We start from the raw sequence: 16,218 nt of genomic DNA, 5'->3' as shown, positions 1-16,218 counted from the left end.
TTAAATAAGCCCTCGGGTAAAAAGATCAAACACCGCTTTTATAGTTTCGGATTTTTACTCCATTTCAATAGAGTTCCCTATCATACCTGCTCTTTTAGTATTGTTTGTAGTCGAGTTTTTGTCTCATTTAAATAATCAACATAAGGATATGAATCATCGACGATGTCTAAAGCGGCTTCTATCTGAATGAGAGCTTGACGAGTATCGCCTTGCATTTCATAACCATAAGATAAAGCTGAAAGCGCATCGACTGATTGCGGATGGTTTTTTATATTATATTTAAACACCTCTATTGCACGGGTAAACTGCTTGTTATCCGTTAGGTTATAACCAAGTAATCTCACAGCGCGATCTGGTGGAGATATCTGCTCGCCCCATTGCTGAGAGAGTGTTTTATAATATTGATCAATAGACGCTACATCCTCAGTTAAAGCGCTCATTGGCATTTGTTTAGGCAAAAACAGGTTGTAATAGGCATTAAATGCGCCAGCAGCAGTGGTTAAATTATGCGAGATGCCAGCAAACGCATCATTAAAAAAGCGCAATCCCCGCACTTTATGCGATTCCATAGCTTGCTGTAGTTCATCGTACCTTTCGCGCATGATGCCAGCTTCTTCGCCGATATTTATATAAACGTAAGAATTCAGGTTTTTCGCTTTTTCGATAAATTCTTTGCTGCTCTTTACTGATGCACCATAGTTCCACCAAACGGCAGGGCTATACGCAATATGCGCTTGAAATAGTTTGGGATTTGCCTGCAACGCGTATAGCGAAAATACACCACCAGCAGATGCGCCAGAAATCACTTTATAATTATGCGTACGATAGTTCTTATTTACTAAAGGGATGAGCTCTTCTTCAAAGAACGTTAAAAACGTTGCTGCACCGCCCCCTTCACCAACTGGGCCTTGCGGCTCTTTGTTCACTGTAGGATACAAATCTCTAAGTCGATTAGTGTTTTCAATAGCGACAATAATAACCTCAGGCGCACGATTATCATTTTGTAGGCGCTCAATAACAGCACTGGCAAGCGGTATATTACCCGCTCCATCTAAGCGATATATCACAGGGTAAATTTTATTGGGCTCAGCTTGATAACTTTTAGGTAACTGTACTACGACCGTACGCTCTTCATTTAAAACGACCGATTTAAATGTATGTGTGTGCTGAAAAGAATCGGTACTTTGCTGTTTAACATCAGATTGTGCGAAGGCAATGTGAGAACAAACAATAAAAAAGCTAACAAGGCAAAAAGAGGTAAGCAAGCGCATGGCTATTCCTTTAGATAATAAGACGCCATTCAAACTAACAGAGTTTTAGACACAAAAAAAGCGCATTCAGCGCTTTTTTATATTAACAAAACCATTACAACCCATTGATTTTACTCAACTGTCACAGACTTTGCTAAGTTGCGTGGTTGGTCAACATCAGTGCCTTTAATGACCGCTACGTAGTATGAAAGCAGTTGCAACGGAATTGTATAGACAACGGGTGCGATGATGTCATCAACGTGATTCACATTAACAGCACGCATGGTCTCATCTGATTTAAACTCTGAGTCACTGTCAGCAAATACATAAATGATGCCGCCACGGGCGCGGACTTCTTCAACGTTTGATTTCAGTTTTTCAAGCAATTCGTTATTAGGTGCAACCACGATAATTGGCATGTCGGCGTCGATGAGTGCAAGTGGGCCGTGTTTAAGCTCACCTGCCGCGTAGGCTTCGGCGTGAATGTAGGAAATTTCTTTAAGCTTTAACGCCCCTTCCATCGCAATAGGGTATTGCGAACCACGGCCTAAAAAGAGTGCGTGATGTTTATCGGCAAATTCTTCAGCTAAATTTTCAATTGAATCAGCAAGACTCAGTGCCTCTTCTAATTTATTCGGCAGCGTTTTGATCGCATGCACAATATGACTTTGTTCAAGGCCTTTTTCTTGCGCGATCGCAGCCGTTAGCATCAACAAACCAACAAGTTGCGTTGTAAAGGCTTTAGTGGATGCAACGCCGATTTCGGCGCCAGCTTTGGTCATAAACGCCAAATCTGATTCTCGTACCAACGACGAACCCGCCACATTACAAATCGTCATCGATGCCATGTAACCTTGCTCTTTAGCTAAACGCAATGCCGCTAAGGTATCAGCTGTTTCGCCCGATTGTGAAATCGTCACAAGCAAGCTATTTGGGTGCACATACGATGAGCGATAACGAAACTCAGAGGCAATTTCCACATTACAGCTCACACCTGCATATTGCTCAAGCCAATAACGCGCCACCATACCTGAGTGGTATGAAGTTCCGCAGGCAATAATTTGTACGTGTTTTACATCTTTAAAAATATCGTTGGCGTTTTTGTTTTGGTTGCTACCATCCGAAAACGAACCAAAGGCATCCAGTGCCACACCGTTGTCAGTTAAACGGCCTTCAAGAGTATTGCGTACCGCGACTGGTTGCTCATAGATTTCTTTGAGCATGTAATGGCGATAATCACCTTTGCCTGAGTTATCTTGGGTGATATTGGATTCGTGCACTTCGCGCTCAACTGCGACTCCGTTAGCATCGAAAATCTCGACAGTTTCACGAGTCACTCGCGCTACGTCACCTTCTTCTAAGAAGATAAACGAACGCGTGACCGCTAACAAAGCTAACTGATCCGAGGCGATAAAGTTTTCACCTAACCCTAAACCAATCACTAATGGGCTACCTGAACGAGCAACGATGATTTCATCTTGATTGGCTTTATCAAAAATAACCGTACCGTACGCGCCTTCAAATAACTTAACCGCTTGCTGAACGGCCGCAAGCAGCGAATCGCTGTTTTGACGCAACTGATGAATGGTATGTACCATCACTTCAGTATCGGTGTCAGATAAAAACTCATAACCCGCAGCTTTTAATTGCGTACGTAACTTATCATGGTTTTCAATAATGCCGTTATGTACCAACGCCAACTGATTGTTTGATAAATGTGGGTGAGCATTCGCTTCTGTTACACCACCATGTGTTGCCCAACGTGTATGAGCAATACCGGTTGTGCCGTTTACATCTGATTCGTTAAGCGCTTGTTCAAGATTTACAACTTTACCAACCGCTTTGACGCTACTAAGTTCGCCTGCGTTGCAAAGCGCAACACCCGCAGAGTCGTAGCCACGGTATTCAAGGCGCTTTAAGCCTTCTACTAAAATTTTATTAACTGGACGTTCTGCAACGGCCCCAACGATTCCACACATAGTTTGTTCTCCTGCACGGTATGTGTTTGATTTTTAGTGGCAGTGTTGTCGGCTGCTTATTACTAAAAAACGATTTAATTAAAATATTCAATAAAACAATGCATGCACATGCATCACTTTATTTGGGTTATTCGTTTATTTCTGCGCAAATTAATTGCACACCGCAGTTGCTTATCGCAGTGCGCATCTCTTGTGCTAAGTGGCTGTCGGTAATAAGCGTGGTCACTTTGCTCCAAGGCAGTTCTAAATTAGGAATTTTTCGACCAATCTTGTCCGACTCGACTAACACAATTACCTCTCGTGCGGCATCAGCCATCACTTGGCTTAAGCCTATTAATTCGTTAAAGGTAGTAGTGCCTCTTTCAACATCAATGCCATCAGCACCGATAAAGAGCTGATCAAAGTCGTATGAGCGCAAGACGTTTTCGGCAACTTGCCCTTGAAATGACTCAGAATGCGGATCCCACGTGCCACCGGTCATCAATAATGTCGGCTCGTTTTCGATTGATAATAAACGGTTAGCAACATTAATTGCATTGGTCATCACCACTAAACCACGCTTTGAAGCCAGTTCGGGGATCAGTGCTGCTGTGGTACGGCCGCTATCAATAATGATGCGGTTATGATCTTTAATCAGTGCTGCTGCCGCTTTAGCGATGGCCATTTTGCGAAGGGAGTCGCGTTTATCGTTGCTTTTTGCAACGATTTCTTGCGGCAAGGCCATCGCACCGCCATAGCGACGCAATAATAAGCCGCTTTTTTCAAGTGCGGTTAAATCCTTTCGAATCGTAACTTCTGATGTTTCAAATTCGACAGCTAACTCATCCACACTCACTTCACCATGCTGATTTACACGGCTTAAAATAGTATGACGACGCTGCTGGGTATTTCGTTTAGTCATAAAATAATAACCATCACCAATAGAGAAAATAACCAAAAAGAACAACAAAGCTTAAAACGAAAGCCTTAAGTTTCGGTTCGAAAGAAAAGAGAGTTTAAATGAAACGAATGAAATGGCAAGCAAACGATCAAAAAAAGCGCAATAAATGCGCTTTGAATTTGAAACATCGTTGTAGGATGGATGTATACAATGACTAATACTGAATTTTAGGTACTTCGTACTCATTTAAACACATCACACTCAGTTGCTTCTTGCTATGGGCATTGACAAAAAGCGAGGCGATGCAGCCCAAATCAGTAAATTAAAAATTACATTAGTCGTTTTAGTTAAAGCGATACCACATCAAGGAGCGATTGGAGGTAGCTCCACTTAGCGGCCACCGCTTTAACAAGGCAACGCACATTACTACGCAGCCGATTTCAAAAATAAAGGTAGAGCAAATTAGCCGTTGTTAGCTTCGCTCTTTGCACGCCATTCACACAAACCAGGTGAAAGATAACATACATCTTGAACTTGCGAGTCTTCAACCACGACAGGCTCATTTGATACAGGAGTCATAGATGTTACTAAAGGCAGTAACACAGAAATGATAAGTTGATGTAGCATAATTATTAACCTTCTTAATTTAAGTTATTTCCGAAAGTAGTTCTAAGTCAAACTTAAGGCTATCCAACAATTTTCACAATAACTTATGCGTAACTAACATCAAACTTATTGGTTATTTTATAAATATAACTAGAAGTTACTTAATTAACACCTCAAGGACTTCTGAGGTCATATTTTTAGTTTGCGACATTAAAAAACTTTCATTGTTGGCATCAATCGAAAAATCTGGACTAACTTGCGTATATTTAAATTGTTGCTTACTCAAAATTGGATTTTCAATGTCCTTAATATCCAATTGGTAAAAATTCGTATGAACTAAATCGTGTGAACTCCAATATATAAAGTTATCTCTGACAAGCCACTGCGTATTTGGCTCCTTTGATAACTTTTGATTAAGGGCTACTTTTCGTCGACTCTCAGTCTCGTAATAGAACATCTCACCTTCAGCATTACCGATAATGTAATTTTTACCAAACGGTCGCACATACCGAGCATCTAAAATTAATGGTGTAACTATTTTACTCTCGATATCAAAGGTGCTCACATGCCATTGCTCATAATTCTTCGTCGTAAATAAAACTTTGTGACCATCGTCCGAAAATGCAGCATCGCTAACAATATCATCTCCAGTAGTAATATATTCTAAGCCTATATTAATAGGATCAAACAAAGCAAAGCGCCGATTTATTTTTACTAAAATTTGATTTTTCGAAATAGCAACATCAAGCACTCGCAGTTTATATTCCGTCGCTAAAATAGAATCAAACTGATCAGTATCAACGCCAATAAAGCCAAGTTGAGTGACCCCCTTCTCCTTCAAAAGTGCAAGCGTTCTATCACCAAAATACCTCATTTGATAAATATCTTTTGTGAGGACACGCTTAGTTTCCAACTCTGAAAAAGGCAGCGATTTCTCTAAAAATAATTTTTGTTTTAAACCTAAGTTAATTGAGATAACTCTTTGACTATTCGAGTCTATATTCAGCAACTCTTGTTCTAACTTAAATTTCGTCGCTTCACCACCAGTAAACACATTGAATTTATTCAAAAATTTTCTTCTCAAAACCAATATATTAGAGGCATTTTCCCACGCAATATCAAAAACACCTCCTGACACTTGCTTTCGAGTTATCACTTCTTTGCTTTTTAAATCTATTACTCGAATTTCATCACTATGACTGAGCCGATTTGTTCTAAGTACAGCTAGTTTTGTGCCATCAAAAGAGATATCACCTTTTATATCAAGACTTTCGGCTTGAGAAGAAGAAGTTATTGTAGAAACTCTTTGGTTAGTTGCATCATATTGATAAATCAAAAAAGGACTTGTCGCGCTTTCTCGTGCCGCGAAAAAAACACCACCTTTAGTTCTTGCAGAAAATAGATCTGAGATGAAGTAGTAGTTTTCAGCGATAACCTCAGCTTCATTTTCACCGTTCTGAATATTAATTCGATATAACAAAGAAGCATTCTGCGTCGAATCTGAAAAGTACAAAAACTGGTTATCCGCTGAAAATGCCAGCGCGCCGGGTAAGTGCGCTTGTTGAGTTATCGGTTTAAAATCAAAATCAGATTGATGTTTTACATAAATTTGAAAACCTGATTCTTCACTCATTTGGCCAGAAAACGCAAGGTATTGTCCATCTGCAGATTGAGTGACCGCAATTTTATCACCCGGCAATGTATTTACGACTTGTGTCGTGATTGAGGCGGGTAACAGCCATGTTTTAGCTGCATATGCCACCACAGCCATAAAAATAACACCGAATAAAATCCAAAAAGGCTTGAATCTGGTTTTTTTGACATTGTCTGTGCTTGTTGGGTTATGTGCCGCAAGCTCCTGATTTGTTTCGCCATTTAGATCATTGGTTTCTGCAGCTGAAACATGTTCACTCACTGTCACTTCATCAGATAACTGTGCTTCAACGTTTGGTTCGTCAGCAAGGTTTTCAGTCAGTGATACATCATATTCAATTGCGCAAATTAATTTATAACCGCGCTTAGGTAAGGATTGGATATAAGTGGGGTTTTTGTGGTCGTCATTCACAAGAAGACGAATTTTACTAATAATGCGCCTTACCGCTGCATCAGATACACACCGACCTTGCCAGATGGTCTCGTGTAATTCAGTCATCGAAATATAGCGATTATGATTTTGGCAAAAGTATGTCAATACCTCGAAGACTTTTGGCTCCAATAGCACGCGCTGGCCATCACCAATGAGAACCATTTCTTCTTCATCTAATTGGTAGCGACCTATCTGAATCACTGACTACCCTTTTATTATTGTTTTTATTAATAAATTTAACCAACGACAATAGTAACTTAAACGTCCCACATTTACTAACATCATCAGCACAAATAAAAATTGAGTTAACCTATTGAAAATTAAATAAGTTACACGTTCATTACAGACAAATCACATCGCGATTATTGTTCCTATAGTGATATAGGTTAATTTTAGGTAACTTCCTGTATAGACTTTTTTTAGGCAATTTTTACACGCTTTTTTGTGATTGAAAATGCATTGATTAAAAAATAGCACTAACGGATGAAGAAAGGTTTCCCTAAGTTTGGCGTACATTTAATCTACTTTAGATTACGCCTTTTTTATTTTACAAGGGCTGCTGTGTTATAGCCCTTTCATGGATTAGTTAATACTTTAAACAGGAAGGTTCACATCATGTCTGTTAGTAACGTTACCAATAAAGAGTCCCTTGAGTCGCATTACGCCACACAAACAATGAACCTCAATGCTAATCACGTCGCTAAAATAAAAAAAGCGTTGTTCACCTTACCTATTTTACTGTTCATGGCTTTAATTGCCTCAATTTTGGTCGCGTTTGTATTTCAAAACAATAATCAAATTAAAATTTCTGCCGATAATTACCACCCCTTGGTTATAGCCCAACCTGTTATGGTCAAAAAACAACTGCTGCAAGCAGGTCAAAAGGCGGTCAAGAATCAACCATTATTATCATTAGAAGTGATGGGCGACCCTGCAAATTTACAATCGATTGATTTTCACTCTCCCGATAGCGGCTATTTTTTCCATTCGCGCAGCCAAAGTGGCATTATTAAACCCAACGAGCCGATTGGCTACTTACTCAAACACTCAAGCGCCAATGAGTTCTCATTTTTAGTGCCAAACAAACCAGATAACATGGGCTCTATTGGTGATCTGGTGAAAATAAATGTCGATGGACACGATATTTTTGGCAAAGTCTCCATGGTGATTGGTTCTTTTTCTCAGCAAAAGTGGCAAAAAATCTTTATTAAATTTAATAGCGAACAGTATTTATCGTTATTATCTCCTCATGCTGCCATGACACTGGAGTTGGTTAAAGAGCCTCTTAACAACTAGGGGTTGTTGAACTTTCGCGGTTAAATTTTGTTCGAGATAAACGCATTTTTATCGCCCCGAGCAGTGTGTAGCCTAGCATTATAAGTAAATACTGCTCAACAAAGAGAAATACGCTTTTAGCCGAACCCTTCAGGCAGCGTTTATTGTCCCTCTGATGATGGTTAACTAGTTGGTGACCATCAGGGATTGCTTTATCATAAAGCCAACCAATGCTTGTACGATAACCCCATGCCTAAACTGACTCCCTTTAACAGCTTAACCCCAGAACTTATCAACGCCCGTAAGCTTAGCCATGAAACATGTCGAATGTTTGCCAAAAGCCCGAGCAAAGGTAATTTAAAGCGAATCAAAACCTTGTTTGCTGATTGCGGTGAGCATGTGATGATCGAGCCGCAATTTCATTGCGATTACGGCAGTCACATCAGCATTGGTGATCGTACCTTCATTAATATTAACTGCACTGTGCTTGATGCCCCTACCGCTGAAGGCGCAATTACCATCGGTGCTGATTGTTTAATTGGCCCAAATGTTCAGCTTTTAGCGGTTTCTCATGCAGTGAATCCTGCAGAACGACTCAAAAAAGAAAACTTTGCCGCACCGATAGCTATTGGCAATAACGTGTGGATTGGTGCGGGAGTGATCGTGCTCGCAGGGGTGTCGATTGGTGATAACGCTGTCGTGGGCGCAGGGTCGATAGTGACTAAAGATGTTGCAGCTAATACCCTCGTGGCTGGGAACCCAGCAATAAAGATCAGAAATATTTAACACCAAAGTACGACCTACATCACCTCAATACACATCTCGTAGGTCGGCATTTATGGCGACAACAGGCCTTTTATTGAACAAAAGGCCTTCGTTGCGACGTTGTTTACTTATCTACTCATTGCGTAAAACAAGCGATGGCCTTGTGCTGGCGGCTTTAAATGCAAGACTTGCAACGGTCAGCCAAGTAATCGCAGCTACAACCAATGCTGATAAACCATAAACCCAAATAGGTTGCCCTATGCGGTCGTTAAAACTGCTTAACCAGTTATTCGTTAACCAGTAAGCGAGCGGTATGCTTACTACTAAACTCAATGACACAAGTTTTAAATAAGACACACTCACTGCTGTTACCAACTGAGCGGCTGTTGCCCCCAAAACCTTTTTAATCGCCAACTCTTTTTGTTGTGAAAGTACTGTCTGAGATACCAATACGGCAAGGCTAATAATGGTTAGCGATGTGCTCAAAATTAATAACCATTTTGATAAGGTTGTTATCCTGTGCTCATTTTTATAATTTTTTGCATAATCATCGTCAAATCGGTTCACTTCAGTATCAAAAATTGCAAAGCGCGACTTTAATAAAGCAGGGATCTGTGTTTTTAAATCATTGAATGAAGCGTCATCACTTAATTTTATAACAATATTGCCATAACCATTTGGCAAATAGTTTCGCCCTAGGTTGAAAGAAAGCGGTGTCATTTTATGTTTAGCCGAGCCAACTTTTACATCAGCAACAACACCAACAATCGTGGCACTTAAGTTAGCTTCAGCATTACTGAGCGTCATACCGATCACTTGCTGCACTGACTCATATCCCGCTAAACTTACCATAGACTCAGTGACAATTAACGCAACGTGCTCAGAGCCATCCGCCTGCTTTTCAAACCAGTCACTTTGAAAGTCGCGACTAAAACCTCTACCTGCTAACAATTTAAGCCCTAATGCTGTTACCACATCAAAGCTGGTTACAACAGAGGGGGCAACCCCATCAACTACCTGGCCATTTGGCCAAGTTAGTTGCACGCCTCCGCGAACTTGCTCAGTCAGATTTATGTCGGTAGCCGTAGCTGAAATAACGCCAGGTAACTTACTAATTGCTGATATTACGCGTGTGTTATTTTCATCAAAAAGTTGTGTGGTTGGAATGTTTTTAACGATGAGTCTATTTTTGGTTTGATAACCCACATCCATGTTAGCAACAAACTCAAGCTGCAACTGAGCAATAACAAATACAATAAATATAAAAGTGGCTAAACCCGCTTGAAAGCTCAGTATGCCTTTGACGAATAACCCCAAATGATACTGATAATGTGTTCTTACCAATAGTTTTACATCAACATTTGCAACCACTAAGCCTGCATATACACCATTAAATAAACCTATTACACAGGTTATCAAAATAGCCATCCATACCATTGATTTATCAAGCACAAAAGAGATATGCGATTCAACAAGCTGGTTAAAATAAACATGACTCAGCTCTACAAATGCCAAAGACAACATTACGGCAAAACCTGTGAGCACAATTGACTCAACTATAAATAGGCGAAACAATTGACCTCGACTGGCACCAATCGCCTTTTTAATCGCTATTTGCTTAGCAGCCTTGCCAACACTGACTAAATTAAAGTTGATAAAATTACAGGTTATTTGCAAAAAAATAATGAAAATAAGTCCGCTCGCAATGGCAACCGCAGTGATTGACCCAGGCGCTTTCATTTCATAAGTGGAGCGACCTTTTAAATAAATATCAGTGATATTTATTAATTTATATTGCACCGTTTTGTGCTCTGCTGACTTTGTTTTTAAATATTGCTCGAATAATTTCGCCTCAAGTTCCTCAATATTTGTATCTACTGCTGTTTTTATATAAACGTAACCATGGGGTTGTTTCTCAAGTGTGGTTGGAAAAGCGATGAGTACGTCAAACGCAAAGTGAGTTTGCGCAGGTAAGTCTTTAAATACAGCGCCAATTGTGTAGTTTTGCTCTTCTGCGGTTAGCCTCTCACCTATTACATCAATATCAGAAAACAGCCTGATCGCTTCAGACTCACTAATCGCGAGTTGATTAGGTGTATTCAACACCTCGTTTATATCTCCACGTATAACATCTAAGTTAATAAACCGCGATAAGTTACTTGATGCAAAATATACGTTTTTTAGCTTCACCTTAGTGTCGCCATTGTTTGCGCCTACATGACTTACTTCTGTATTAAAGTGGTGACCTACATACCCCATAAATTCAGCAGGTATTAAACCAAACACATCTTCAACATCAGTATCGTTTAGCAATGCTTTCGCCACCGCTAAATCTCGCATCGGCATTAATGTATCGAAACCAAAACTTGTAAAATCGACGTGCGCCCTATAAACCTGCTGTTTATCCGGCTGCTTACTATCATAAGAAAGCTCATACTTTACAAATAAAGCCAACAAGATAACTGCTGCTAATCCAGCACTATAACTAACAAAGTGGAGCCAAAATAATCGAGTCGCTTTTGTTCTTATTGAAATAATTAATTGTTCCAAAATGCTCATCCTTTTCAGTTTGTTAATCGCTGCCAAAATTTAACTACGTACTTTGGCAGCGTTAACATTTTTATCTAAACATCACTTTTTATTACTCATAACGCAAAATCAGAGACGGACGAGTACTCGCCGCTTTAAATGCGAGGCTTGCCACGGTTAACCAGGTAATTCCAGCAACAACTATTGCTGCTGCGCCATATACCCAAAACACTTGCTCAATGCGGTCGTTAAAGTTAGCCAGCCAATCACCCACTAAGAGATAAGTGAGTGGAAAAGCAATTGCGACACTTAGCCCAACTAACACTAAGAACTCTTTGGCTAAAATATTCACAATACTGAGACGCGATGCACCAAGCACTTTACGGATCCCCACTTCTTTTTGACGACGAACTGTCGCAAAAGAGGCTAAACCAAACGTTCCTAAACAGGTTAAGAACACCGCAAGGCCAGTAAAAATAAGCACCACTTGTGAGATACGCTCATCGCCTTTTAATAGCGCTTTATAGTTGTCAGCTAACAAGTTGATTTTAGGTTGATAAATATTCGATACCTCTGCCAATGCAGTAATCACTTGTTGCTTGATATAAGGTAATTGTTGCTGATTAACCGTTAAGATGACTTCTGATACAGGTGCCAAATAGTTAAAGCCACATAAAAACATAATGTTAGAGTTTGCATCTTGCACATTGCCGACTTTCACATCTTCCACAACACCTACTACTCGCATGTCGACATTGCGCCCTGTGTCTTTAATTGTTTTCCCTACAATATCAGCGACATTGCTGTAGCCAGCCTGCTTGGCGACTGTTTCGGTTATAATCGTGCCAACAGTGGTAACCCCATCAATACGCGCCGCCCAGTCACCCGCAAATTCTTGGCTAAAATCTCGACCCGCTAACAGTTTTAGTCCTAACCCTTTGACCACATCAAAACCCGAACCAATGACTGGTGTAATGCCCCCAGAAAACTCTCCATTAGGCCAAGTCGGTTGTAGGGTGTTGTTAATTGAAACCGTTAAACGGGTGTCAATAATGGTTGCTTGCTCAACGCCATCTATTGCAGTCAGACGATTAATCAGTGCGCTGGGCTGTTTGGTAAAGACTTCTTGAACTGGGAGTTCAGAAATAACTAAACGCTGCTGCGTTTGATACCCTAAGGGCAAGCTTTGTAAGTACGCTAATTGATTAAATAATGTCACTGACGCAATGATCAAACCGATTGCAAGCGAAGCCTGTAGAGTCAACAAACTTTTACGCACCCAAATAGCGGTATTTCCACGCTGTAAATCGCCACTTAAAACACGCTTTGCGCTAAATGATGAAATAAATAACGCAGGATACAAGCCTGCCAAAACACCAACCGTCAACGCAACAACCACAATAGCCAAACCAAATTCAGAGGCATAATTGACAACTAAATCACGACCCACCAACAGGTTGAACTGTGGTAATAAAAACTCGACCAAAACACATGCAATAGTCATCGCCAACAATGCAACCAACACTGACTCGGCTAAAAACTGAGTGACCAACTGGGCTTTACTTGCGCCAAGGGCTTTGCGTACTCCGACTTCTTTGGCACGTTTTGCCGATTGCGCCACAGTCATATTGATAAAGTTAAATCCAGCAATCAAAATAAGCAGCACACTCAAACCAGCACAAATCATCACAACTTGTTTGGCTCCGCCTGCTTTCATTTCAAATGGCGACTTCGCGGTAAAATGTAAGTCTAATAATGGATGAAGTTCTATGGAGATTTTTCCTGACATTTCTTCATAAAAATACTGCTTAGAAAGTGCATCAGCCAGAGCGATTGGATCGGCCTGTGGCGCTAAGCGCAAATACACATAACTACTGTTGGTCATCAAATTAGTCGGATCGTGCTTAACATCAACCAGATTTTTAAACGAAAAGTGAGTATTGCTTGGCAAATCAGCAAACACCGCACGCACTGTGTATTGGCCCTGTTCGTGCTGTAACGTTTTACCAAGCACATTCACTGTACCAAAAATACGCAAGGCTTCAGATTCACTCAGTGCAAGGCTTCCAGGAGTGCTCATCGCATCACTCAGATTGCCCGCTAACGTCTTAATATCTATAAAATTCTCGATGTTGGGTGTTGCACCGTATAACTCATTAAGCTTGTAACCCTGATCGCGATACTGCACATCAACCATCGCCTCCCGAGTCAGCGACACCATAGTTAAGCCAAACACCTCTTCGACTTGGCTATAATCTATCGCTTGCGTACCTAGCGTATAATTGAAAATCGGAATAACAGACAATCCCAACTTAGAAAAGTCTTGCCCGATACGATAAACACGCTCGGCATGAGGTTGCTGTGCATCATACGACAGCTCATTTTGTGCAAATAACGCCACTAAAATTGCAGCGGCTAAACCAACACTTAACCCAATCAAATTTAATATAAAATGCTGTTTTTGCTGCTTAAAGGCGCGCAGCGCAGTAATGATATAATTTTTTAACATAATCAATTCCTTCTTCCCTAATCTCGGGTTCAGAATAAAAGTTGCTGATAAGCAACAAATTCACCAACCAGCTCACTTAACTCACCATAAGAGAGGTCGTTTTTGAGCATCACCACACCCAATGTGAGCAACATAAACACAGCGCTCAACCCAACGATATCCGAGCCAATTTGGGTGCCATGTTGCCATTGAGTGCACTGAAAAAAAGCGAGCATTAAGCCACCTCAACTTTTGGTTGGCTAAGCACGCCTTGCTGTTGTGAATTGGCTTTATCCACCATCACTTGGCCGTCGAGCAAACGCACCAACCGATCGGCATACGCGCCTTCTTTTTCTGAGTGAGTCACCATGATCACTGTGGTGCCTTCGCGATTGAGTTCGCGCAGCATCGCCATCACTTCGTCGCCATTTTTTGAGTCCAAATTACCAGTGGGCTCATCGGCTAAAATCAATTTCGGGTTAATCACCAAAGCACGCGCGACGGCAACACGCTGCTGCTGACCACCGGAAAGTTGCTGTGGTAAATGCTCTGCACGGTGATCAATGCCCACACGTTTTAAAATCGCTTCTACGCGTTGTTTACGCTCACTTTTGGAAACTTTTTGGTATTGCAGTGGCAACTCAACGTTTTGATAAACCGTTAATTCATCTATTAAGTTAAAGCTCTGAAAGACAAAACCAATGCTGGCTTTTCTTAGTTCTGCCAGTTGCTTTTCGCTGTAACCCGCAATGTCGGTGCCTGCAAAGTTGAAGTTGCCACTGGTGGGCGAATCGAGCATTCCTAAAATAGACAACAGAGTTGATTTACCGCAGCCAGATGGCCCCATAATGGCTAAAAACTCACCTTGATTTACGCTAAGATTAATATTATTAAGCGCTGTTGTTTCAATGTCTTGTGTGCGAAATACGCGGCTTAAATTGGTCAATGAAATCATAATTATTCTTCCTTAATTCGGTTTAATTATTCGAAATAAATTCGTTTTAAATGCTGTTAGTAACGTTAATCAATATAAAGCTGCTGTGCTTTATCAAAATTGCTGTAGGTTGAGGTGATCACTTTATCCCCGGCATTCAATCCTGAGAGGACTTGAAAGTAATCTTGATTCTTTTTACCTAGGCGAATATCACGGCGCACCGCTTTGTCGCCATCTTGTTCAAGGACATACACCCAATGGCCACCAGAACTGGTAAAAAATGCGCCGCGGTTGAGTAACAAGGCGTTATTTTTGTCATCACCCAACATCAACTCCACATCGATACTTTGGCCACGTTTCACCCCAAGAGTATTAGTCGGTAAATCAACCTCAATTTGAAATTGCGATTGCTGAACACGACTATCGATTTTACTCACCTTCGCTGCGATCGTTTCATTTTCAAGTGCCACCATTACTATCATTTCTCGTTGCACTTGATTGAGGTAAAACTCATCTAAACGTAAAACAAGTTTGTATTCATTTGGAATGTCGATTTGCCCCAAACGGGCTCCGCGATTTTTTGATTCACCAATTTCAACATCTAACTCACTGAGATAACCAGAAACGGGTGCTTTAACCAATAAGTTATCGAGGTTATCACGGGCAAACTGTAAGTTTTTTTCTAACATCGCGGCACTGTCGGCCAATTGAGCTACTTGCACTTCGCGAATGGCACTTTCTTGCTTTTGGCGCTCAAGGGTCAACTCTTTACGGGCTTTGTAATACGCAAGGTCTTCTTTTAATTCAGATAAGCGCTCTTGTGCTAACACGCCTTTTTCGACTAAAGGCTCGGTTTGTTTTAATCGGCGCGCCAAATGGGTGATCTGTAAATCAATTTCGAGTAAATCGCGGCGCAAATTCAGGCGACTGGTTTCCATAGTCATTTGTGTATTGCGTAAAAAATTCAACTGCTCGGTCACCTGCGCTTCACGGCTCATCACATCCAGCTGCAAATTAGTATTACTCAAACGCACCAGCGGTTGCCCTTTCTCTACAAACTCACCTTGCTCAACCAAACGTGCTTCAACTTGGCCACCGGCAATGCTATCAAGATAGATACTGGTTTTTGGCACCACTTGGCCTCGTAAGCTAAGGGCATCTTTAAACGCACCTTGCTTTACGGTACTAATAGTTACACTATTCAAACTTATATTTTGGCTTCGACCCTGCTCGGCATTTTGGCTAAAACCATAGGCTGCAGCTGCAACGCTCAGCGCAATCAATGAGACAGCCACTTTTTTAATATATTTTTGTGCTGTTGAACGTTCGATTTTTTTATCCATAATGCCACCTATTAAATGCAATTCACTGTGCTATTGACCGATAGGTATTACAAATGACGTGCCAGAATAAAATTACGAGTAAT

General features: G+C 40.9%; 12 protein-coding genes. 2 read left to right on the top strand and 10 right to left on the bottom strand.

Going from position 1 to position 16,218, the window contains the following annotated elements:
* Positions 1-80: 80 nt before the first annotated feature.
* The 5 genes from PULV_RS14060 to PULV_RS14040 all read right to left on the bottom strand — a co-directional run bounded on the left by PULV_RS14060 (position 81) and on the right by PULV_RS14040 (position 7,002).
* On the bottom strand, positions 81-1,271 hold the full coding sequence (locus PULV_RS14060; protein WP_193332050.1) for an alpha/beta hydrolase-fold protein: 1,191 nt from the start codon (positions 1,269-1,271) through the stop codon (positions 81-83).
* 110 nt (positions 1,272-1,381) lie between these two features.
* Positions 1,382-3,229, bottom strand: coding sequence for a glutamine--fructose-6-phosphate transaminase (isomerizing) (glmS, locus tag PULV_RS14055; protein WP_193332049.1), 1,848 nt, complete (start codon positions 3,227-3,229; stop codon positions 1,382-1,384).
* Between the two features lie 127 nt (positions 3,230-3,356).
* Positions 3,357-4,130 carry a DeoR/GlpR family DNA-binding transcription regulator gene (locus tag PULV_RS14050; protein WP_193332048.1) on the bottom strand — a complete coding sequence of 258 codons (774 nt, stop codon included), beginning with the start codon at positions 4,128-4,130 and terminating at the stop codon, positions 3,357-3,359.
* A 441-nt stretch (positions 4,131-4,571) separates the two neighbouring features.
* Positions 4,572-4,736, bottom strand: coding sequence for a hypothetical protein (locus PULV_RS14045; RefSeq protein WP_176365248.1), 165 nt, complete (start codon positions 4,734-4,736; stop codon positions 4,572-4,574).
* A gap of 136 nt (positions 4,737-4,872) precedes the next feature.
* Positions 4,873-7,002 (bottom strand): winged helix-turn-helix domain-containing protein, encoded by a 2,130-nt coding sequence (locus PULV_RS14040; protein ID WP_193332047.1) that lies wholly within the window; start codon positions 7,000-7,002, stop codon positions 4,873-4,875.
* Positions 7,003-7,416: 414 nt separating this feature from the next.
* Between PULV_RS14040 and PULV_RS14035 the strand changes: the two genes are divergently transcribed.
* Both PULV_RS14035 and PULV_RS14030 read left to right on the top strand, forming a co-directional pair.
* Entirely contained in the window at positions 7,417-8,097 is a 681-nt protein-coding gene (locus PULV_RS14035) for a hypothetical protein (RefSeq protein ID WP_193332046.1), read from the top strand.
* Positions 8,098-8,334: 237 nt separating this feature from the next.
* Positions 8,335-8,862, top strand: coding sequence for a sugar O-acetyltransferase (locus PULV_RS14030; protein WP_193332147.1), 528 nt, complete (start codon positions 8,335-8,337; stop codon positions 8,860-8,862).
* 111 nt (positions 8,863-8,973) lie between these two features.
* Here the strand turns inward: PULV_RS14030 and PULV_RS14025 are convergent, their stop codons facing one another.
* The 5 genes from PULV_RS14025 to PULV_RS14005 form a co-directional block, all read right to left on the bottom strand.
* Positions 8,974-11,391: an ABC transporter permease gene (locus PULV_RS14025; protein ID WP_193332045.1), complete on the bottom strand. Its 2,418-nt coding sequence runs from the start codon at positions 11,389-11,391 to the stop codon at positions 8,974-8,976.
* Between the two features lie 91 nt (positions 11,392-11,482).
* Positions 11,483-13,879: an ABC transporter permease gene (locus PULV_RS14020; RefSeq protein ID WP_193332044.1), complete on the bottom strand. Its 2,397-nt coding sequence runs from the start codon at positions 13,877-13,879 to the stop codon at positions 11,483-11,485.
* Positions 13,880-13,908: 29 nt separating this feature from the next.
* Positions 13,909-14,094, bottom strand: a complete 186-nt coding sequence (locus PULV_RS14015; protein WP_193332043.1) for a hypothetical protein — start codon at positions 14,092-14,094, stop codon at positions 13,909-13,911.
* Positions 14,094-14,813: an ABC transporter ATP-binding protein gene (locus tag PULV_RS14010; protein WP_086745771.1), complete on the bottom strand. Its 720-nt coding sequence runs from the start codon at positions 14,811-14,813 to the stop codon at positions 14,094-14,096. Before PULV_RS14010 ends, PULV_RS14015 begins: the two co-directional genes overlap by 1 nt.
* A gap of 65 nt (positions 14,814-14,878) precedes the next feature.
* Entirely contained in the window at positions 14,879-16,135 is a 1,257-nt protein-coding gene (locus PULV_RS14005; protein WP_193332042.1) for an efflux RND transporter periplasmic adaptor subunit, read from the bottom strand.
* Positions 16,136-16,218: the final 83 nt, after the last annotated feature.

This window comes from Pseudoalteromonas ulvae UL12 (assembly GCF_014925405.1).
GTDB lineage: Bacteria > Pseudomonadota > Gammaproteobacteria > Enterobacterales > Alteromonadaceae > Pseudoalteromonas > Pseudoalteromonas ulvae.
The sequence above is the reverse complement of the archived record's forward strand: the minus strand, read 5'-3'. Positions and strand labels throughout refer to the sequence as shown.